Annotated in this window: 10 protein-coding genes; 4 read left to right on the top strand and 6 right to left on the bottom strand. The window is 43.7% G+C overall.

The window, feature by feature from the left end:
* Window positions 1-5 precede the first annotated feature (5 nt).
* Window positions 6-851 carry a TetR/AcrR family transcriptional regulator gene (locus MKZ05_RS03615; RefSeq protein ID WP_003214065.1) on the top strand — a complete coding sequence of 282 codons (846 nt, stop codon included), beginning with the start codon at window positions 6-8 and terminating at the stop codon, window positions 849-851.
* Between the two features lie 188 nt (window positions 852-1,039).
* On the opposite strand, the gene gatB is transcribed toward MKZ05_RS03615, so the two are convergent.
* Genes gatB through gatC form a run of 3 tightly spaced genes read right to left on the bottom strand, consistent with a single transcriptional unit; the run spans window position 1,040 to window position 4,246 of the window.
* Window positions 1,040-2,470 carry an Asp-tRNA(Asn)/Glu-tRNA(Gln) amidotransferase subunit GatB gene (gatB, locus tag MKZ05_RS03610; RefSeq protein WP_003214292.1) on the bottom strand — a complete coding sequence of 477 codons (1,431 nt, stop codon included), beginning with the start codon at window positions 2,468-2,470 and terminating at the stop codon, window positions 1,040-1,042.
* Window positions 2,471-2,483: 13 nt separating this feature from the next.
* On the bottom strand, window positions 2,484-3,941 hold the full coding sequence (gene gatA / locus MKZ05_RS03605) for an Asp-tRNA(Asn)/Glu-tRNA(Gln) amidotransferase subunit GatA (RefSeq protein ID WP_339161431.1): 1,458 nt from the start codon (window positions 3,939-3,941) through the stop codon (window positions 2,484-2,486).
* A 14-nt stretch (window positions 3,942-3,955) separates the two neighbouring features.
* Window positions 3,956-4,246, bottom strand: coding sequence for an Asp-tRNA(Asn)/Glu-tRNA(Gln) amidotransferase subunit GatC (gene gatC, locus MKZ05_RS03600; RefSeq protein WP_003213898.1), 291 nt, complete (start codon window positions 4,244-4,246; stop codon window positions 3,956-3,958).
* 423 nt (window positions 4,247-4,669) lie between these two features.
* Here gatC and putP point away from each other — a divergent pair, with 423 nt between their 5' ends.
* The 3 genes from putP to MKZ05_RS03585 all read left to right on the top strand — a co-directional run bounded on the left by putP (window position 4,670) and on the right by MKZ05_RS03585 (window position 8,530).
* A complete protein-coding gene (gene putP / locus MKZ05_RS03595; RefSeq protein ID WP_050945741.1) occupies window positions 4,670-6,151 on the top strand; it encodes a sodium/proline symporter PutP in 1,482 nt (493 codons plus the stop codon).
* A gap of 161 nt (window positions 6,152-6,312) precedes the next feature.
* The gene (locus tag MKZ05_RS03590; RefSeq protein ID WP_170966033.1) at window positions 6,313-7,011 is read left to right on the top strand and encodes an MgtC/SapB family protein; all 699 of its coding nucleotides are present in this window, start codon (window positions 6,313-6,315) and stop codon (window positions 7,009-7,011) included.
* Window positions 7,012-7,123: 112 nt separating this feature from the next.
* Window positions 7,124-8,530: an alkaline phosphatase gene (locus MKZ05_RS03585; RefSeq protein ID WP_339161428.1), complete on the top strand. Its 1,407-nt coding sequence runs from the start codon at window positions 7,124-7,126 to the stop codon at window positions 8,528-8,530.
* A gap of 42 nt (window positions 8,531-8,572) precedes the next feature.
* Here the strand turns inward: MKZ05_RS03585 and MKZ05_RS03580 are convergent, their stop codons facing one another.
* Genes MKZ05_RS03580 through MKZ05_RS03570 form a run of 3 tightly spaced genes read right to left on the bottom strand, consistent with a single transcriptional unit; the run spans window position 8,573 to window position 23,208 of the window.
* Window positions 8,573-9,580 (bottom strand): phosphotransferase enzyme family protein, encoded by a 1,008-nt coding sequence (locus tag MKZ05_RS03580; protein ID WP_335356195.1) that lies wholly within the window; start codon window positions 9,578-9,580, stop codon window positions 8,573-8,575.
* Complete coding sequence (locus tag MKZ05_RS03575; protein WP_339161424.1) at window positions 9,573-15,983, bottom strand: HAD-IIIC family phosphatase; 6,411 nt, start codon at window positions 15,981-15,983, stop codon at window positions 9,573-9,575. Before MKZ05_RS03575 ends, MKZ05_RS03580 begins: the two co-directional genes overlap by 8 nt.
* Window positions 15,976-23,208, bottom strand: coding sequence for an SDR family NAD(P)-dependent oxidoreductase (locus tag MKZ05_RS03570; RefSeq protein WP_339161421.1), 7,233 nt, complete (start codon window positions 23,206-23,208; stop codon window positions 15,976-15,978). The genes MKZ05_RS03575 and MKZ05_RS03570 overlap by 8 nt, the downstream gene beginning before the upstream one ends.
* Window positions 23,209-23,214 lie beyond the last annotated feature (6 nt).

Here is a 23,214-nt window from a genome sequence, read left to right as displayed (position 1 = left end):
ATTTCATGAACGAAAAAAAAGAAAAAATCATTAAAGCAAGCATCCAGTTGTTTGCGAAAAAGGGTTTTTCTTCTACGACCATTCAGGAAATAGCAGATGAGTGCGGAATATCGAAAGGCGCGTTTTATTTGCATTTCAAATCAAAAGAACAGCTTTTCAACCGAGCGTTTGAATATTATATCGACACTTCTATGCAAACTATTGAAACGATTCGAAAAGAGAATCAGCATCTCGCACCGAGAGAGATCTTCCAGAAGCAAATCGCTGAACAGTTTCAGCATTTTGCTGAGAACAAGGATTTTATCATTTTGATCCTCAGCGAGAACATTATTCCAGAAAACCAGCAAATTAAAAAGTATTCAAAAACTGTGAAAAAGCAAATGAATGATGAAATTCAAATTTCCATCTTGACCACTTATGGACAGGAGATCGAACCATTTATAACTGACCTGTCAGTCATGATTCAAGGAATCATCCAATCGTATGTGCAGGTGCTGCTTTTACAAGATCAGATGCAATTATCATTTGATGAGCTCTCTTCCTTTATACTCGAACGATTAGATGATTTGGTTCAAGGTATGCTTCGTTCTCAGACGAAACCGATCTTAAAGCCAACCATTTGGGACGATGAAGCGCCGAGCGCTGCATCCCTAGAAGAGGAGCTTCGTTTGTTAAAGCTTGAGCATTTGCTTTCTGATGATACCCTTGTATCCATTGAAGTCATTGAAGAAGAACTGGCGAAAGCTGAGCCTCGTAAGCCAGTCATTCAAGGGATGCTGACGAATTTAGAAAAGTGTGAGGACCCTGCTGTCATAAGAGTAGTCGAACAATTGAAGCTGTTTCTTTCATAACTTTACGTGCTGTTTTTCCGGTTCGTTCACCTTTATCCCCCTTCGAATGTGCACTTTCGCTTATACTTCATTATAAGAAAAGAATCTCCGAATTAATATACGGCGGTGGTCTGAATCTATTATAAGACCCTGTCAGTTCAAGCAAAAAAAACCGCCTCTTCTCATGAGGCGGTTTTTGCTATTGTTCATTAGCGTTTTTTGATTTCTTCTAGGAGAATCTTGTTGACCATCGGCGGGTTTGCTTGTCCCTTCGATGCTTTCATGATTTGTCCGACTAAGAAACCAATCGCGCGATCTTTTCCGTTTTTAAAGTCTTCGATGGATTGCGGGTTGTTATCAAGTGCTTCTGTGACAAGTTTGAGCAGGGCACCTTCGTCAGAAATTTGGACAAGTCCTTTTTCTTTGACGATTGTTTCTGCGTCTCCCCCATTTTCAATCAGCTCTTTGAATACCTTTTTGGCAATCTTAGAAGAAATCGTTCCTTTTTCGATGAGATTGATCATGCCAGCCAGGCCTTGCGGCGTTAGCTTTGTATCTTCCAGCTCTTTTTGAGCTGAATTTAAGTAGGCAGATACTTCACCCATCAGCCAGTTTGAAGCTTGCTTCGCTTCTGCACCTTCTGAAATGGTTGCTTCAAAGAAATCAGACATTTCTTTTGTCAGCGTCAGCACCATCGCATCATATGCAGGAAGCCCAAGCTCATCGATGTAGCGTTTGCGGCGCTCGTCTGGAAGCTCTGGAATCGATGCTCTTACGCGTTCTTTCCACTCGTCATCAATGTACAGCTCCACCAAATCTGGTTCTGGGAAGTAGCGGTAATCATCTGAGCCCTCTTTGACACGCATGAGGATCGTCTTTTTAGACGCTTCGTCATAGCGGCGAGTTTCTTGTTCGATCAAGCCGCCAGAAAGCAATACTTGCTCTTGGCGTTTCTCTTCGAATTCAAGACCTTTTTGTACGAAAGCAAATGAGTTCAAGTTCTTGAGCTCTGTTTTCGTTCCAAACTCTTCACGGCCAATCGGACGAAGTGAAATATTGGCATCACAGCGAAGTGAGCCTTCTTCCATCTTACAGTCAGATACGCCTGTATATTGAATAATAGATTTTAGTTTTTCTAAGTACGCATACGCTTCTTCTGGTGTGCGAATGTCTGGCTCAGATACGATTTCAACAAGCGGTGTGCCTTGACGGTTGAAGTCAACAAGTGAATATCCGTCGCCTGTGTGTGTCAGTTTACCTGCATCCTCTTCCAAATGGAGACGCGTAATACCGATTCGTTTCGTTTTGCCTTCTACTTCAATTTCAATCCAGCCGTTTTCACCGATCGGTTTATCAAATTGAGAAATTTGATACGCCTTTGGGTTATCAGGATAGAAGTAGTTTTTACGGTCAAATTTTGTATCTGTTGCGATCTCGCAGTTTAGCGCCATAGCTGCTTTCATTGCAAAGTTCACTGCTTCTTTGTTCAATACAGGCAGTACGCCAGGATATCCAAGGTCGATGACACTTGTTTGCGTGTTGGCAGCTGCACCAAAAGGTGTCGGCGAGCTGGAGAAAATTTTTGATTGTGTTTTTAGCTCAACGTGGACTTCAAGTCCAATTACCGTTTCAAAGTTCATTCTGATTCACCCCTTACAGTTCAGGTTTTGCTTTATGATGATCTGTTGCTTGCTCGAAAGCGTGAGCCACGCGGTAAACCGTTCCTTCATCAAAGTGCTTACCAATGATTTGCAGTCCTAACGGAAGACCGTTTGCAAATCCACAAGGCACACTGATTCCTGGAACGCCTGCAAGGTTCACAGGGATCGTTAAAATATCGTTCGCGTACATCGTCAGTGGATCGCTTGTCTTTTCACCAATGTTAAATGCAGGAGTTGGCGTTGTTGGCCCTACAATGACATCATACTTTTCAAAAACATCTTCGAAGTCTTTTTTGATCAATGTACGGACTTTTTGCGCCTTTTTATAGTATGCATCATAATATCCTGAGCTAAGAGCGAATGTGCCAAGCATGATGCGGCGTTTCACTTCGTTTCCAAAGCCTTCAGAACGAGTATTTTTATATAAATCAATCAGGTTGTCGGCATTATCTGTACGGTAGCCATAACGGATGCCGTCAAAACGCGCAAGGTTTGCAGATGCCTCTGAAGAAGACAGTAAGTAGTAAGTCGCAAGCGCATATTTAGAATGCGGAAGAGACACTTCTTCCCATGTGGCACCAAGTCCTTCTAATACTTTTAACGCTTGAAGAACAGACTCTTTTGCTTCCTCGCCAACACCTTCTCCAAGGTATTCTTTTGGCACTGCAATTTTCATGCCTTTGATGTCGCCAGTTAATGAAGAAAGAAAATCTGGGACGTCGACATTTGCACTCGTTGCGTCCATTTGATCGACTCCAGCAATCGCTTGAAGAACGTAGGCATTGTCCTCAACGTTACGCGTAATCGGCCCGATTTGATCTAATGAAGAAGCAAATGCGATTAAGCCGTATCTAGATACACGGCCATACGTCGGCTTCAAGCCCACAACGCCGCAGAATGATGCCGGCTGGCGAATCGAACCGCCCGTATCTGATCCAAGTGAGAATGGTACTTCACCTGCTGCAACAGAAGCTGCTGAGCCACCACTTGATCCACCTGGAACAGTGTTTAAATTCCAAGGGTTTTTCGTTGCTTTGTAGCCTGAGTTCTCTGTAGAAGATCCCATTGCAAATTCGTCCATATTTAATTTACCGATTGTGACTGCTTCCGCATCTCTTAAACGATTGACAACCGTTGCATCATAAATAGGATCAAAGTTTTGCAGGATTTTACTAGATGCTGTTGTACGTAAATCCTTTGTGACGATGTTATCTTTCACACCGATTGGCATACCGAACAATAGACCAAGCTCGTCCTTTTCACCAACTGCCTCGTCCAATTCCTTTGCATACGCACGAGCTTTCTCTTCGTCTAATGCAAGGAATGCTTGTACTTTCCCGTCTACTTCATTGATTCGTTTATAAGACTCGTCCACTAAATCAGAAACAGACAGTTCCTTTTTATGTAAAAGCTCTTTTAATTCAGAAATTTTGTGATCAAACAGTGACATGCCTCAGGCCTCCTTTAGTCCAAAATTGATGGCACACGAATATAGCCGTCTTTATGATCAGGCGCGTTTTTGATGACTGCCTCAATGGAAAGACCTTTATTCGGAACATCTTCTCTCATGACGTTTTTCATTTTTAATACGTGTGTTGTTGGTTCAACGTTTTCCGTATCTACCTCGTTTAACTGCTCTGCAAATGAAATGATGCTATCAAGCTGTTCAGTAAACATTTCAGCTTCTTCTTCTGTAATTGCAAGCCGTGCCAAATGCGCCACGTGCTTTACTTCTTCTATTGAAATTCTAGACATGCAGGTTCACCTCCAAAAATGATACGTGTTCGTGGTCATGATCATAAGTCATATACACTTTATCATATCAAATTTTACTGTTCTAAAGCAACTTTACACAGGCGCAGCAAGAGCCCTTTTCTCTCGAAGCATCATAGTGATCCAACAGATAAAGAAAATAGTCATACAGACCACCTTTTATTTTCAGAAAATTTTTACTTTTATTTACTTTTGTAAGCGCATACAAACTGATTCGTATCACCGATCTGTCCATTTTTTCTTCAAAATGAGGAGGTTTAAGAAGGTTGATCACTTGGGAATACTCTGTTAGGTTAAGTAACCATAGCAGTGAGAAGGGCATTCAATCAAAAAACTAGCCCTGACACTTCTGGATATTTTGATTGAGGTGATGTCAAATTTATACGAAAAAGGTGAGAACACAAAATGAGTATTGAAGTTACAATTTCCTTATCTATTTATTTTATCGGGATGCTTGCCATCGGTTGGTATGCATTCAGGAAAACACATGATTTAAATGATTATATGCTTGGTGGACGCGGACTTGGTCCATTCGTTACAGCTCTTTCAGCAGGTGCTGCGGATATGAGCGGCTGGATGCTGATGGGTGTACCAGGTGAAATGTATAAAACAGGTTTATCCACTACCTGGCTTGCGATTGGTCTCATCGTCGGTGCTTACTTAAACTATCTCATTCTTGCACCCCGTTTACGTTCTTATACAGAAATTGCTGATGATGCCATTACAATTCCTGATTTCTTTGATAAACGATTCAAAGGATCATCTTCTTTATTAAAAGCTGTATCAGCTGTCATCATTTTAATTTTCTTTACGCTGTATACATCGTCTGGGATGGTATCAGGCGGACGTTTATTTGAGTCAGCATTTGGTGCACACTACATGTTTGGACTGATTTTGACGTCAAGTATTGTTATTTTGTATACATTGTTTGGTGGATTCCTGGCAGTGAGCTTAACGGACTTTGTCCAAGGAGCTATCATGTTTTTAGCATTAGTGCTCGTGCCGATCGTTGCCTTTACACAATTAGGCGGACCTGTTGCTACATTCCAAGATATTCAACAGATTGATCCTAAATTGCTTGATATTTTTAGAGGAACGAGCGTCATTGGCATTATATCCTTCCTCGCTTGGGGACTAGGTTACTTTGGACAGCCGCATATTATCGTGCGCTTTATGGCGATTACGTCCGTCAAAGACTTAAAACCAGCACGCCGCATCGGAATGAGCTGGATGATTATTTCAGTAATTGGTTCACTATCTGTCGGTTTAGTCGGTGTTGCCTATGTTCATGAAACGGGTATGAACCTTGCTGACCCTGAAACGATCTTTATCGTCTTTTCTAAGGTGCTGTTCCATCCATATATCACTGGATTTTTACTTTCTGCCATTTTAGCGGCGATTATGAGTTCAATTTCGTCTCAGCTGCTTGTCACGGCAAGTGCAATGACAGAGGATTTATACAGAACGTTCTTTAGAAAAAAAGCATCTGATAAAGAGCTCGTGATGATTGGCCGTATGTCTGTACTCGTTGTCGCTGTGATTGCCCTTTGCCTTTCACTTAATCCAAGTGATACCATTCTTGACCTTGTCGGTTATGCGTGGGCTGGATTTGGTTCTTCATTCGGTCCAGTCATCTTACTTTGCCTATACTGGAAGCGAATGAATCATCATGGTGCCCTTGTCGGGATGATTGTTGGGGCGATAGTCGTTCTCACATGGATCACGACAGGCCTTAACCATGCAACAGGTATTTATGAAATGATTCCTGGCTTTGCGTTAAGTGGATTAGCTGCCATTATTGTGAGCTTATTGACAAGTAAGCCGTCAAAAGCATCAAAACAGCTATTTAACAAAATGGAAAATCATCTTGAAGAAGAAACAAAATAAAGAACATGAAGGGTCGTCTGCCTTATGCGGATGACTCTCTTTTTAAATTAAATAAAAAGCTTTTCTTTCTTCCGATTCTGAATAAAATAAGAGTTGTGCAGCCATATGGGCTGTGAGAAGATCATATACATGATGTGAAACGTACATGAAGTGAAGGAGCGATACGCATGTTTTGGACAATTGAATGGGATACAGTCTTAAAATTAGCCGTGGCCACCTTAATCGGTTTGATTATTGGGCTTGAACGCGAGCTGAAGAAAAAGCCACTCGGCTTAAAAACGTGTATTGTCATTGCTGTCAGCTCCTGCGTGTTAACCATCATCAGCATTGATGCAGCCTACAATTTCCCTCGAGTCTCTAGGCTTCAAATGGACCCACTCAGGTTACCGGCGCAAATTATATCTGGTGTTGGTTTTATTGGAGCAGGTGTGATTCTGCGAAAAAGCAATGATGTCATCTCAGGTCTTACGACTTCTGCGATGATCTGGGGAGCAGCAGGACTTGGGGTTGCAACAGGTGCAGGATTTTATAAAGAAGCCTTCCTCAGTCTTTTCTTTATTCTGGTTAGTGTCGAATTTCTACCATGGCTCTTCCAGCGAATCGGACCGATTCGCTTACAGGAAAAAGAAATCCGCATCAGAATGTCACTTTCTGATCGAAACCGTATGACGGATATTTTAAAAGAAATGAAAGCCCTCAACATTCGCATTCATTCTGTTCGTATTGATGATTTAACAGAAAAGAACTATCCGATTATGGAAGTACGTGTACGCGTGCATAAAGATCGCTATACAACCGATGTGTATTTTGATATTAAAGATCTAGAAGGCGTCGTTGGCGTCAAGTGTGATACGGTATAAAAGGTGATGAGGCAAAAGTCTCATCCCTTTTTTTATGGGAAAAGGGGTTGAACCATTGCCCTCATTCAAATAAAATACAAATTATGAAATAAATGATAAAAGGGGATTTTTCATGGGCTCTATGGATCGTAAAAAACGTATTTTTCTTATGAGTGGGATTCTAGCGGTACTCGTATTCGCTGCTTTATTGACCTCACATTATGTCACTCCCGTCTCAACAAATGCAGCAGACAAGAAACAAACGAAAACACCAAAAAATGTTATTTTTATCGTTGGCGATGGAATGGGGATGCCCGTGATCAAAGCCTACCGCACATTCAAGCAGGAAAAGCTTGGTTCTCCAAAAGCACAAACCGTCTGGGACCCGTATTTAGTCGGGATGCAGACCACACACCCAGATGATCCTCGAGATAATATTACCGACTCAGCTGCCGCAGCCACGGCCATGGCGACTGGAAAAAAGACATACAATGATGCCATCGCCGTCAACCAAGAAAAAGAACCTCTTAGAAGTGTCGTTGAAGCAGCAAAGGAAGCACAAATGAAAACAGCCTTTGTTGTCTCATCTGACATCACCGATGCTACACCTGCCGCTTTTGGCACACATAACGTCTCCCGAAAAAACAAAGAACAAATTGCAGACCACTTTTATGATGAGAAAATAGGCGGAGAGCACAAAGTTGATATCCTTCTAGGTGGCGGCATGCAATATTTTGACCGAAAAGACCGTGATCTTGTGAAAGAATTTGAGAAGAGCGGTTATTCCATACTAAGGTCAAAAGATGATTTAACCTCCCAATCATCTTCGAAAATGCTCGGCTTATTCCAGGAGGACGAACTGGATCGAGCCATCGATCGTCCAAAGCATGTGCCTACTTTAAAAGCCATGACGCAGTCAGCATTAGCCCAATTAAATCAAGACAATTCGCATGGGTTTTTCATGCTGCTTGAAGGTAGTACCATTGATTCTGCTGGACATGAAAATGATGTGGTCGGCGCAATGAGTGAGATGGAGGATTTTGAGGAAGCAGTCCAAGCGGCTCTTCAATTCGCTAAAAAGGATCAAGAAACACTCGTTGTCATCACAGCAGATCATGCGACTGGCGGCTTTTCGTTTGGTGCAGACGGCATGACAAGTGAAACTGGCTATAAATGGGACCCAGCACCTATTTTAGCTGCTAAGAAAACACCTGTGTATATGGCAAAGAAAATCGCAGGCGGACAATCGGTACGTGATGTCCTTCACACCCATATTGATTTCTCGCTCACAAATGAGGAAATCTCACAGGTGGAGAAAGCGGCACAATCAGGGAAGGCCAGTACAATTCAACTCAGCATTCAACACATCTTTGATCAGCGTTCTTTCTCAGGCTGGACAACCTTTGCTCATACAGGTGAGGATGTCCCTGTCTATGCATATGGACCTGGTAAAGCAGCATTTCAAGGCTGGATCGATAATACAAAGCAAGGAAAGAACCTGTTTCATATCATTGAATCACCGTCCACCTATCGCCCATAAAAAAACAATCCCCGCCTCATCACATAGGCGGGGATTTTGATTTTAAGATTGACTTAGCTTTGTAAAGTCAAACGTCGTAATCGGTGCTGCTTGCTCAATGTCGGAGCGGAAGCTAGCGAGCATGGCCTTCTCTTCTTCTCCGATGGTAGCCAAATCAAATGCTTGATGCAGCAAGCCATAGATTAGCACGTGACGTAAGCGAAGGAAGTCAGGAATGTAGGCAAGCCACTCATCCCCAAGCTCATTCTCTTCACGATAGCCTTTAAGGAACTGCTTCATAAAGTTTCCTGCAAAAGCTGCTTTGTCTTCGTATGGAATGACTGGGTACCACAACACATTGTATAGCAAAATGCTAATGTCATTCATAAACCAGTTGTACCCAATATCATCGAAATCAAAGGTCGTAATTTTGCCTTGATCCCAGTGGAAGTTTCCGTGATGAAGATCCGCATGAACCAATCCGTACGTATCCTGATTTTTCGGAAGCTTTGCCAGCTTTTCCATCAACCGATCCGCTTGTTCGAATACAAGCGTCTGATCGGCTGGGACATACTTACGCAATTTAAGCTGCTCCTCTTCATCCCACTCTTGTCTTTTATATCGCGTATCTGACAGCTGATAGCTTTTTGTCAGTTTATGCATGCGGCCTGTGTACTGTCCAAGGGCATAAAATAATTCATCATTCCAGTCTGCCTCTTCGACTTTATGACCCGGTGCTTTTTCATAGACCCGCAGTAAAAATGAACCGCCTTGCCCATCGTCTACTTGCTCGATATCACGGCCATTTAATGAAGCAATTGGTTTTGCAACCGAAAGTCCGCCCTTCGCTAAGTGATGGAGCCATTCCATTTCACCTAAAATATAATCAGGTGATCTGCGGATGGTATGGGTAATTTTTAAAATGAAAGACTCTCCGTCTTTTTTAAGTTCATACACATAGTTTTCTGCATCTGCGATAAAGTGGATGTCACTTCGCTGGACTCCGTATAAATGAGTGGCCTCATCTAAAATTTTTGATTCTTCATATATGGCTTTTACATCTTTATGCATGCTGATTCTCCCTCTTCATATATTTTGCTAATTCTCGAATGGTGTGTTTTTCAGCAAAATTCAAATCATCAACATACCAACCCTTCTTTTCAATCTCTACTTCCATTTTGACAGCAAGTAAAGAATTTCCTCCTAAATCGAAAAAGTCGTTGTCAATTCCTACTTTTTCCACATGAAGAATGTCACACCAAATCTCAAGAAGCAATGCCTCGCGTTCATTGGTTGGCTGTGCGTAAAGTCCCTGATCCTGCGTTAGTTCCGTCTTTAATAATGAACGAAGACCTTCTTGATCATGTACCTTAAGGGCTTTTACATACCCGCTGTGCAGCGTTTGATCTGTTTGAATCGTTTCCCATGTGTAACCTTCAGAAGCTGAATGACTTGCTGTCTCCACCCTTTGACCTTCTATTTCTTCAGCCAGGTGCTGACGAGGTGACAGGTGGTCGACGATCTGAATGTGATCGCTCAGTGAACCGATTTCTTCCACTTGTATCCGGTATGTTTGCTGCTCCCCCATCTCCTGCATCTGGTGCTCTTTCATAAATGACTTGAATAGCTCATTACGTCCAGTCGATGCAAATGTGAATTCAATAGAAGAAAGCTGGTGCTGACGGCTATATTCAGCGAGCCATGTCAGACATTTTTGCTCAATCCCTTTCCCTAGAGCACGGCAGCTTAGCATCCATGCATCAATGATCAAGGTGTCGCCTGCATGATGAGCCAAGATCGCCCCTACAATTCCTTCATGACTGAAGCGATCCGCTGCCTCAATAACCCAGCCCTTAACAAGCTCATTTTCCATCCGCTCTCTCAGCTGCTGTTCATCAAAGCGCTGATCATTTAAGCGGAATTGGTTAATGCGACTGCTCATTTGCGCCACGCGGGCAAGGTGCTTTTCTCCCCACTCTGTTACACTTATGTTCAAATTCAAATCTTGTAAAAATTGCTCCATTGACGGCGATTCTGCTTTCTCCTTTTGACGAGCTTTTTCAGCCTTGTAGCTTGTTGTTCGCCACCTATCTTCATCTGTGACATCATAGCGGTCAAATGCCCAAGCATGCTGAGCGAATAATGGGATCGCTTTTTCATTGGCAGGTAGTAGCAGTGTCATCACTTCAGGCAGCTCTTCATTCATACGCAAGCACTGAGCAGGATCATCGTCTAAGAAAATAAACTGAGATAATGAAAGATTCAGTGAATCTGCCATCTCTTTGAGATGTGCCGGTTTACTTTCCCAGTTGATCCGCCAGTCGACAATATCGTCTTTTTGCAAGATCATATCTGGGTGGTTTTCAAACACGCGCCACACATCTTCTTCATTATTCCTGCTGCTTAAGACAAGCAGGAGACCCTCTTGCTGCTTTTGTTTTAAAAAGCGCTGAAGCATTTGATGTTCTGGCGTAATATCGATGCCTTCTATACCGTCTTCTGAAACGACACCTCTCCAAAGCGTGTGATCACAATCAATGGCCGCTACCTTAAATGGTGCACCTTGCCATGCAATGAACTCGCGTGCGACTTTTGTACCGATGGCTCCACAAAAGACTTCAGTGAATGGGAGATGTGCGGCTTGCTCTCCTTTTACATCAAAGATGTCATCTATCTGATATTGCTTCGCAAGCTGACGGCAGTCGATTAATTGAACACCGTCTATCTCAGATAATTGAGCAATCCACTCTCGTTCCACATCTTGCAGCGTGTCTTTAAGAGCAGCACTTATCGGCAGAATCCCAACAAAATATAAGTTATGTTTCGTTTTTGATTTCAGAACGTTTGCAAGTTCTTCAGCATGCTCTGCAGCCAGTTTTTTCTTTTCTTCCAGTGAAAGATGAGCTGGACCCGTGATATCCTCTAATCGAATGAGCAGAAGGTTCGCACCGTTTTTCTTCTGTGAGATAAGGCTGCGCTCATTTAGTAATTCCTGATATACCTGCCCATACGGTGCAAATTGAACATCAAGCTGCACATCAAACTGCTTGGTCCAGTACTGAATGTAAGGTGCGATTGGATCTGCTGTAAATGTCGAGCTGACTGTTAGTACGAGCGGTGCTTTTTCCTCTGCACGCTCCCTTTTCTCCTTTGCTGCCTGTTCTTCTTCCTCTGTAAGCACATCGAAATCCTTGAGCAGTTGATCAGGTGCTTGAACAGCCTGTTCGACCAAGTGCTCGAAGTGCTTGACGAACGCTTGCATTGTCTCATGTTTAAACAGCGCAAGATTGTATTGAAGGACGCACTTTAACTCCCCCGTTACTTCTCTAACAACATCCATTTTCATATCGAGTTTGGAAATTCCCTTTGCAAACTCATGTGTTTCGAATGTTAGTCCATCGGCTTCGATTTTAATATTCGGATCGTACTCATTATGGTAGATGAGCATTGTATCAAAGAATGGATTGCGATGCGGTCTTGTTTTTGGATTCAGATGCTCAACCATTTGGTCAAATGGGTACTCTTGATGGTCATACGCATCCAGCAATACTTGCTTTGTCTGCGCCAGTTGCTCTGTAAAGGTTGATTCTTGTACCATGTCTAGTTTAATTGGCAGGAAGTTTGTAAACATGCCAATTGTATGCTCGATATCTGCATGACGCCGTCCAGCCACAAGTGAACCGACAATCAGCTCCTCTTGATCTGCATAACGTGAGAGCAGCAGTCCATAGAGCTGGAACAAGATGACGTTATTTGTCAGCTGATACTGTTCAGCAAGCTGCTCAATTTTCTCAACAATGTGCGGTTCAATATTGAATTTGATCGCTCTTCCTAAGAAGGATTGTTCCTTCCGTTCAAAATCATATGGCATTGTCAAAGTTGGCACATTTGAGCCAATTTGCTGCTTCCAATAATCCTGCTGCTTTTGAAACATCTCGCTACGGAAATATTTGTCTTGCCATTCTGCATAATCTTTATATTGAACAGTGAGTTCCGGCAAAGTTTCCCCTCGATAGAGCTCAGTAAATTCTTTAATAAAGATGTTCATGCTCGCTCCATCCGCCACAATATTATGCATATCGACTAATAAGAGGTGATCGTTAGCTGCGATTTTCACAAAACGCACACGGATCAATGGTGCAGCCTTTAAATCAAATGGACGAATGAATTCATCGATTTGTGCTTCTAATCCTTCTTCATCAGACTCTGTCATTTCAACAGCAAATTGGAAGTCATCATGGACACGCTGTACTGGTTCACCATCTTTTAATTCAAAGGTCGTTCGCAATGTTTCATGACGATCAATTAATTGCTTGAAGGTCTGCTCAAAGCGCTCGACGTCAATTTCCCCTTTACATCTCAGTGCCATCGGCATGTTGTAAGAGGTCACTTGACCAATACGCTGATGAATGAGGAATGTCCGTCTTTGAGCAGCAGATAATGGATATGTGTCTTTCTTTTCGACTGGTTCAATCTTGAAATATTGATGCTTCTCTGCCTTTTCGATGAATGCTTGGAGCTTTTCAATTGTCGGATTGTTAAACATGTCTGTGAGCGTTAGCTCTACACCAAACTCTTTGTGAATTTGAGAAATCAGACCGGTGGCATTTAACGAATGTCCGCCAAGCTCAAAGAAATGGTCGTCTCTTTCCACCTTTTCAATTCCTAAAATGTCTTTCCACATCCGCTGTAACGTTGCCTCAATGTCATTCGATGCGGCGGCATGGACTTGATTGTTTTCTTCTATTTCCTGCCCTTTGTTATCCTTTGGCACCATCATTTGCACACCTGAGGATGAAGATAGTGCAGATGTATCTACCTTTTCAATCCAATATCGTTGTCGTTCAAACGGATAGGTCGGCAAGGATACTTTTTGATTTGATGTCTGATTTCGCAATTTTGTCCAGTCAACCGGCACCCCTTGAAGCCAGATGTCACCCAATCTTCCCAGCAGGTAGCGGTCGTCGGCTGCCTCTTCTTTTGGATGACGCATCAATGGAATCGGCTGCTGATGATGTTCCTTTGAAGCTTGGCGAATAAAGGCACTTAACGTATTCCCCGGCCCGACTTCAACGAAAATAGGATCAAGCTCCGTTAATATCGTCTCTGCTCCATCACGGAAACGAACCGCTTGCCGCAAATGATTAGCCCAATATGCCGGGTCTTGCACTGCTTCATGGTCAATCCACGTACCTGTGACGTTAGAAATATACGGGATAGACGGCGCATTCAATTGATACTCGGCTACCTTTTCTTTAAATGATGGCAGGATGTCATCCATCATTTTAGAATGGAAGGCATGAGAGGTGTGAAGCTTCCTGCACCCATGTCCAGCAGCCTCCAGCTTCTCAGCAAGTGCATCAATGGCTACGGTCTCACCTGACACTACGCACAATTCAGGACCATTTACTGCTGCAAGTGAAAGATCATCTGTTAAATATGGCAGCACGTTCTGTTCACTCAAAGGAACACTCAGCATAGAGCCTTTTGGAAGCTGGCTAATGAGCTGTCCGCGATAAGCCACAAGATCTACAGCATCTTCAACAGATAGTAAACCAGATACCGCAGCAGCCGTATATTCTCCAATACTGTGACCGATCAGTGCCTGCGGTTTGACGCCAAAATGAATCAGCAATTTAGCCAAAGCATATTCCACACTAAACAGAAGCGGCTGCGTATATTCTGTTTGATTGATCAGCTGACGATCATCACTTGCTTCTGTTGAGAATAAAATACTAAATGGGTCAACTGAGACATGCTGTTTGAATTGATTCAAGCATTGATCCAGCGCTTCTTTAAAGACTGGATATTTGTCATAAAGCTGACGCCCCATGTCTACATACTGAGATCCTTGGCCTGGGAAAAGAAAGACGACTGGACGGCTCGATGTTTGGGAGCTGGCCGTCTTGACCACCTCTTTTGACCTTTGATTCAGCGCCTGTAACATATCCGCCGTGTTACTTCCAAGAATGACACGTTTATGCGGGAAATGATGGCGCCCTGTTTGCAGCGTATAGGCAACGTCACTTAGACGAACATGCTGCTGATGCTGAAGTAAGTAGTCCGCAAGGCGATCCGTCATTTTTTCAAGAGCTGCTGGTGTTTTGGCAGATAATAAAAGAAGTTCACTATCCTCAGGGCTATCAGCGGCAACACGTGTAGCAGGTGCTTCTTCTAAAATGACATGAGCATTTGTTCCACCTATCCCAAATGAGCTTACACCTGCTCGGCGAGGAGATTCCTGCGTGCTCCATGGCGTCAAGTCTGTGTTTACAACGAAAGGCGAATTGGTAAATTCAATTTTTTCATTTGGCGTTTCAAAATGAATGGTCGGCGGAATCACTTGATGCTTTAAGCTTAAAACGGTTTTAATAAAGCCCGCGACACCTGATGCATCATTCAGATGACCAACATTTGATTTGACAGAGCCAATGCGGCAAAAGCCTTTTTTATCTGTATCAAATGCTTGCTTGAGCGCTTCAATTTCGATCGGATCTCCGAGGGTTGTCCCAGTTCCATGTGCTTCAATGTACGAAATGGTTTCAGGTTCCACCTCAGCCATTCGAAGTGCTGTCTTAATCGCTGAAACTTGACCTTTCGTACTCGGCGCTGTATATCCTACTTTTCTATTTCCATCATTATTAATAGATGACCCTTTGATGACAGCATAAATGTGATCGCCGTCTTCAATGGCATCCTCTAAATTTTTTAAAATAACGGCTCCTGCACCATCACCAAAAACGGTTCCATCGGCTTTGTTATCAAAGACGCGGCAATGCCCGTCAGATGAATGGATCATGCCTTCTTGATACAGATAGCCCGATTTTTGCGGCAGACGAATGGACACGCCACCTGCAACAGCCATATGACAGTCGCCGCTTAATAAAGCCTGAACGGCTAAATGAATCGACACCATCGAGGTCGAGCAGGCGGTTTGCACCACCATACTCGGTCCCTTCAGATTTAATTTATATGAAATCATTGTCGCTAAATAATCACGCATATTCAGAACAGCAGCTTCCAGTGTTTTCGAATCCTCACCTTGAGCCGCCCCTTGAAGTGCTCTCATAACCCATTCTGTATTGATCCCTGCACCTGTATAAAGACCGATTTGCCCTTTATATTCAAACGGATCGTACCCAGCGTCTTCAAGCGCTGTCCACACACATTCATGAAACAGTCTAAACTGCGGGTCCATCATGGCCGCTTCCTTTGGTGTATAGTCAAAGAAATCTGCATCAAATAAATCAACATCATCTAGCATCCCTTTTGCTTTAACAAAACGGGGATTTTTTAATAAAGCTTCATCTGTACCTTCACGCCGTAATTCTTCTTCTGTAAAAAAGGAGATTGTTTCTTTTCCCTTTTTCAGATTCTCCCAGTACTCATCTACATTTTTGGCCCCTGGAAAACGACCTGCAAGACCGATAACAGCAATTTCTGCGCCATGATAGTGATTCGTTGTATCATTCATTCTCGATTCCGCCTCTCAATCTTTTATTCCGTTGCTGTTTAAAACGAGCTCTTCGATCACCGGAAGTGACGACGGCTAGTTCTTCTTCCATCGCTTCTTCCTTCGAGTCCTCAGAAGGCTGGATATATTTCGCAAGCTCTGCAACAGAAGGGTACGTAAACAACGTCACAACCGCTTCATTTGTTTGAAGTGCTTGATTTAACCGATTGGTGACTTGGACAATATCCAGTGAGCTTGCGCCGAGATCGAAGAAATTGTCGTGAATGCCCACTTGTTCCATGCCCATAAAATCCTGCCATACTTGGCAGATCGCTTTTTCAGTTTCATTTCGAGGCGCCACATATGGATTGCCCAGCTCTGGTCTTTCGTGCTTAGACACTTCATACGAATCCTCATCCGCTACAGTCTTAGGCTCTAGTGACAGCCATTGATCTATCCGTTCATCAAGATTTCCTGTAGACACGAGCATGTGTCGATTCTGCCGGCTAGACAGAACATACTGGAACAGCTCAGCACCCTCTTCTGGTAAAATCGCAAGCTCATTGATCGATTCACCTATTGTGGATTCTAGCTCACCCCAGAAATTCCACGCATCCCAGTTCACACACATCCACGGGGTTTGACTATGTTGATTAAGTCTAGCTGCAAATGCATCCATATATAAGTTAGCCGCTGAGTAAGCAGAGAATCCTAAGCCCCCGAGCAATGCACTAATGGAAGAAAAGAGAAGACAAAAGTCTGCTTGTTCTTGTTCCATCAGCTGCTCTAGCACATCGAGCCCTTTCACCTTTGATTGGAATTGATCCTCTCCCTTTGCCATTGTAGAAGGGATATCTTTGATTGCACGGAAGGATGTACTTCCTGGTAATCCTGCTGCATGGAATACACCATGAACACCGCCATGCTTTTTGCGAATGGCATCAAATACATGTTTCATCTGATCCAGATCTCCTGCATTCGCCTGCACCGCTTCTACTGTTGCACCTAATCGTTCGAGCTCAAGCACCTTCTCAATTCTCGTGCGCTGCGCTTCATCGGCATTTGCTTGTTGAACATATGACGCCCATTCATTTCTTGGCGGCAATGCCGTTCTGCCAGTTAAATAAAGATGTACATTTCCTTCCTTCGCCAGCATCTTTGATAAAACAAATCCGATACCGCCTAAACCTCCTGTGATCAAATAAACACCATTTGGCCTGATCATCTTCGGAAGTCCATCTTCTTTTTGCAGCGGCAAATGCTTGTAGCTTTGCACCCAGCGCTTTCGATGACGATACGCCACAAGCTGGTCCTTTCCAGGCTGCATGATTTCCTGCACAATAAGATCGACAAGGACTTGTTCCTTCCAAGACATGACTTCTGGCACGTCTTCCACATCGATATTCCAGCACTTAATATGATGGTATTCCTGTGAAATCACTTTACACGGTCCAAGCATTGCACTTTTCTCTGCACATATCGTCTCATTGCCTGTAACTGGCTGAATTCCGCTAGTGATCGTAAACAGACGGCATTCTCGAATATTTTTTTGGGCAGCAATCGCTTGAGATAAGAAAATTAAGCTGTAATAGCCTTTTTCAATGTGCGCCTGAAAAGCGGCTTGACGATTCGAGTTGTCATCTTCTTTCGCAGCTTCCCATAAATGAAGAATCCGCTGAATATTGATGCCTCTATTAGACAATGAATCTAGCATGTTTCGGTAGTGCTGGCCTTCTGCCGGATTGATCGTAAACAACTCATCTTGCTCTTGATAAGCTTCACCCTTTGTGACAGAAATGACCTTGATACCTTGTTGCTTAAATGAATGGGTAAACAGTTCATGAAAAGCATCCTGTTCCTTGAAAATGAGCCACGTTTGTTCTTCTGTTTCTTTTTCGAAAACTGGTTTTAGCGGCTGCTGCTCCCAAGAAGGCAGGTAGAACCATTCTTCCATCTCTTTTTTCTTCGTTTCTTTAGGAGCGGATAGCTGCGGAGACGCGGGCTTTCCTGCTTCAATCCAATATCGTTTCCGCTCAAATGGATAGGTCGGTAGCGATACGAGCTGACGTTCCTCTTGAGTTGGATGTTGCTGCGCTTTGACCTCGTAGCCCCCTGCCCATAGCTCTCCTATTCTCTTTAAGAAATATGCATGGTCATCCGCTTGTTCTCTCGTATGCCTCACCATATTCAGGACATCATGATGAGACTCTTTGTTTTCATGACGTTTCGCTAATGCCGTCAAGCTGTTTCCAGGTCCAACTTCAATGAGTGCTCGTACTTCATCGGTTAACAGCTGAGATAGACCTTCATGAAAACGAACGGTTCCACGCAGGTGGTTCGTCCAATAAGATGCTGTCATCACCTCTTCGCTTGTCGCCCAGGTGCCTGTGACATTCGATATAAACGGAATCACCGGCTCTTGCAATTCTACTTTCTCTACGAATTGTTGAAACGCCTCAAGCATCGGCTCCATCATGTAGGAATGAAAGGCATGAGAAGTATGGAGCTGTCTTGTGACAATTCCTTTGTCTTGCAGTTTCATTTCAAATGCAGCGATATGCTCTTCTCTTCCAGAAACGACACAAAGGTCTTTTGCATTGACAGCAGCAACAGAAAGCGATTCATCGATCATTGAGATGAGCTCCGCCTCGGGTAATTGCACACTAAGCATCGTGCCTTTTTCCATGTCTTGCATCAATCTTCCTCTTGCCATCACGAGTGTTAATGCAGACTCGAGAGAAAAGACCCCTGACAAACAAGCGGCAACGTATTCGCCGATACTGTGTCCAATCATTGATTCTGGCTCAACACCGCTATGCTGAAGCAATTTGGCTAATGCATACTCAAATATAAATAGAAGCGGCTGGGCATTTGACGTTTTTGTGATGTCTTCGTTCGTTTCATCCTCGGAAAAAACAATGCTCTTTAAATCCACTTGCTCCGTTTCCATTACATATTTAAAGCATCTATCTACTTCCCATTTGAACACTGGCTCTGCATCATATAATCCGCGCATCATACCAGCATACTGAGCGCCTTGACCCGAAAACATAAAGGTCGCTTTACGCCATTTTTTGCTTCGGAACACACTCGTTTCAAGCTGTTTCTGCTGCATCCATTCATCAGCAGACGCGAGTACGATCGCTTTTCGGTATGGAAATTGCTTTCTACCATACCGTAATGTATAAGCAATATCTTCAAGCGGGACTTGAGGATGCTGGATCACATACTGCTTTAATCGCTCTGTCATTTCCGCCAAAGCAGTATCTGTTTTTGCAGATAAGACGAGCAGCTGCTTTTGGTTAGAAGCTGGCTTCTGCTTCGCCTGTATGCCCTCTTCTATGATCATATGGGCATTCGTTCCGCCAATACCGAAAGAGCTAACTCCCGCTCTTCTCGGACCATCTGCTTCCTTCCAATACAACGCCTTTTGATTCACATAAAACGGTGTATCTTTGAAAGGAATCTCCTGATTGGGTGATTCATAATGAATGGTTGGCGGAATCGTTTTATGCTGGAGAGCCAAAATGGCTTTAAACAGACCTGCAATCCCTGCCGCACTATTTAAGTGTCCGACATTACTTTTCACAGAACCGATCGGAATCGTCAGCGGATCTGTCCCTTTGAACACTTGACTAAGAGCAGATACCTCAATTGGATCTCCCATGTTTGTCCCCGTACCATGAGCTTCTACATAACCAATGGACGCGGGGTCGATACCTGATTTTTCATACGTTTCTTTTAAAACCTCTGCCTGTCCTTCCACACTCGGAGCGGTAAAACCAGCTTTTCGGCTGCCATCATTGTTCACACCAACCCCTTTGATGACCGCATGAATCGGGTTACCGTCTCTCATCGCATCTTCATAACGTTTTAGCAGAACAATCCCCGCTCCATCTCCGAAAATGGTTCCGCTCGCCTCTTGGTCAAACGGTCGGCAATGTCCATCCTTTGATTGAATCATCCCATCTTGATAGATGTAGCCGATATTTTCTGGAGAACTAACCGTCACACCGCCTGCCAGTGCTGCATCACATTCTTGATTCAATAATGCTTGACAGGCCATGCCAATATTGACAAGTGAGGTCGAACAAGCTGTTTGCATGGTCACACTAGGCCCGTGTAAATTCAATTTATAAGAAAGCTGTGTACTAAAGAACTCACGATCATTTAACAGCATGGCGCTGAATTGCTCAGTTGCTTCCATTTGATGGGCAAAGCGCGTCAGCCACTCATGGTTTGGACTCGTTCCTGTATAAACGCCAATTTTCCCTGCCATTCGATCAGGGTCACAGCCAGCATCCTCCAGCGCTTCCCAAGCACATTCATGCAAGAGCCTGAACTGCGGATCCATTAGCTCTGCCTCTCTAGCAGAATAGTTGAAGAAGTCTGCATCAAAGCCTTCGATTTCTTGTAAACGACCTTTTGCTCCAATGAAATTCGGATGCTGGTAGACAGACGAATCCAGCCCTGCTTTCTTGAGCTCTTCTTCAGTGAAAAAGTGAATCATTTCCTCGCCATTCACAAGACGCTGCCAAAAGTCTTCTAGCGATGAAGCTCCCGGGAATCTTCCAGCCATTCCGACAATCGCAATATCCGTTTGCTCATGGGACGTGTTTTTTACTTGGCGAGAAGCAGGCGTTTGAATCTGTTCTGACTGTTCTTCAAACAAATATTCAGCAAGACTTGCCACTGTCGCAAACCGATACAATTGCACAGTGTCAATTTGCTTGTCCACATGCTCAGATATTTTCGCTGCAAGCTGAGAAATATCAAGGGATGTCGCACCAAATTCGAAAAATGGCGATTCATCATCTATTTGATCAAACCCAAAATGAGTTTGCACAATGTCGTGAATGTCTTTTTGTAAAGAAGCGAGTGAAGCAAAGACACGCTGTTCATTCTGCGGCTTTTGTGGTTCAATGGCTGCCATCGTATTTGTTTGTGCAGAGAAATCATTTTTATGAAATGGGTACCCAGGTAGCGGAATACGCTGTCTGTTCTTCTCATCTGTTATTGGGAAAGCTAAGCCGACCCCCATTTCCCAAAGAACACCTGCGATTTGAAGCATGTCTCCATCAAGTGGTTCGGTTGTTTTTTCTGCTCCCTTTTCAACTACAATCCCTTGTTTCGTTGAAAGGTCAATGATCAAAGCTGGTGATTCTTGCTCAACTATTGGTGATTTTACAGGCTGATCCATAGTAAGAAGACCCTTTACAGACGATGGGTCGAAAGTGGTTAGTTCCTCCCCAGTTTGCTGCAAGTAAACAGGCTGTTGGAGTGTCCTCTGAGGCAGGGAAGCCAGCCTTTGATTAACCGTCTCGGTATCATGAAGTTGGCACACAATAGATGCCGCATCGTTTAGCTCAAGGCCGCCTGCTGCATATAAAGCTGTCCAGACGCCGCTACCTTCTCCAACCCATCCATCTAGTTCAATTCCGAGTGATCTTACCATGCTGGCAAAAGCCGATGTCATGATCAGCATCGTCACTTCTGATTGACTGCTTTGTTTAGGATGGAACAGCTCGTCTTTTTTGATAGGTACTGCGGATTGGACGAGGCTTATGATTCGATCCACTTCTATTTTGAAAGAAGGATCTTTCTCATACAGCTTGATGTAATCACGTAAACCTGACTCATGATAACCCGTTAGCTTCATGCTGATCCGTTTATAAAGATGACTTTCTCTGCCTGCTGTCTCTTCATTCAGCAATTGCAGCTGCTCTAATAATTCATCCCGCGTGGAACAGACAAACGCTTTTCGATATTTGAAAGCCTTTCTTCCACTTTGTAAGGTATAAGCTGCTTCACCAAGTGAGAGTTCAGGATGTGAGGAGACATATTCCTTTAAGTTTTTTGTCACGTTCTTCAGATCATGCGTTGATCTAGCTGACAGCACGATTAATTCTTTGGACGAGGCGTTGCTGTTTGCTTTTCTCGGCTTTGCCTCTTCTAAGATGACATGAGCATTTGCTCCCCCTATACCAAAGGCACTGACTCCCGCTCTCCTTGGCAATTGAGATGTCTTCCACTCCTCTTTGTCTGTCCCAACATAAAATGGGGTTTGATCAAAAGAAATGCGGTGATTCGGTTTCTCAAAGTGCGGCATCGGGGCAAATTGACGATGATGTAGCATCATGACTGTTTTGATAAAACCAGCTACACCGCTTGCGGCATCTAAATGCCCAATATTGGCTTTGACTGATCCAATTCGGCAATAGCTTTGTTGTTCTGTTTGAAAAGCACGGGTAAGCGCCTCAATCTCAATCGGATCTCCAACAGGCGTCCCCGTTCCATGCGCTTCGATATAAGAAATCGTCTCTGGTTCTGTCTCAGCCATTTCTAACGCAGATTCAATGACACTTGCCTGTCCACTCACACTTGGGGCTGTATAACCGACTTTATTGCTCCCATCATTGTTCGTTGCAGATCCTTTTACGACAGCATAAATAAAATCTCCGTCTTCTATCGCATCTTTTAATCGTTTTAGCGCAACAACGCCTGCACCTTCACCAAAAATGGTTCCTTTTGCTTTTTCATCAAACGGACGGCAATGACCATCAGGAGAATAAATCATTCCTTCTTGGTATTGATAGCCTGTGATTTGCGGCTGATGGAGTGTGACACCTCCTGCTAACGCAAGGTCACATTCACCGCCGATTAATCCTTGGCAGGCCATGTGGATAGCAACAAGCGATGTGGAGCAAGCCGTTTGCACCGATACGCTTGGACCTTTTAGATTTAATTTATAGGCAATCCGAGAAGCAAAGGATGGGTCATTGAGATGCATGATTTGAAACACATCTTCGTTCTTTGCAAGTGACGACATATGCTGCCCCATCCACGATAGATTGCTAGATGCGCCGGCATAAAGTCCAATTAATCCTTCGTATTGCTCGGGCTCATAGCCTGCATCCTCTAGCGCATGCCATGTGCATTCATGCATCAATCGAATTTGCGGGTCCATAATAGATGCCTCTCGCGGAGAGTAGCCAAAAAAGTCTGCATCAAATGATGATGCATGTTTTAAATATGGCTTTGCCTTGACATAATCAGAACGTTTTAGCAGCGTTTCATCTACACCCGCTGCCTTTAATTCTTCATCAGTGAAAAACGTAACGGATTCTTTCCCTTGCGATACATTTTCCCAAAACGCTTGCACATTCGGTGCCTCGGGAAACGTACCTGCTAATCCTACAACTGCAATTTCAAGTCCAGATTCGCTCCATTGCTCTTGATCAGACATACGCTG

This window comes from Bacillus sp. FSL M8-0277, from assembly GCF_037975305.1.
Classification (GTDB): domain Bacteria; phylum Bacillota; class Bacilli; order Bacillales; family Bacillaceae; genus Bacillus; species Bacillus pumilus.
The sequence above is the reverse complement of the archived record's forward strand: the minus strand, read 5'-3'. Positions and strand labels throughout refer to the sequence as shown.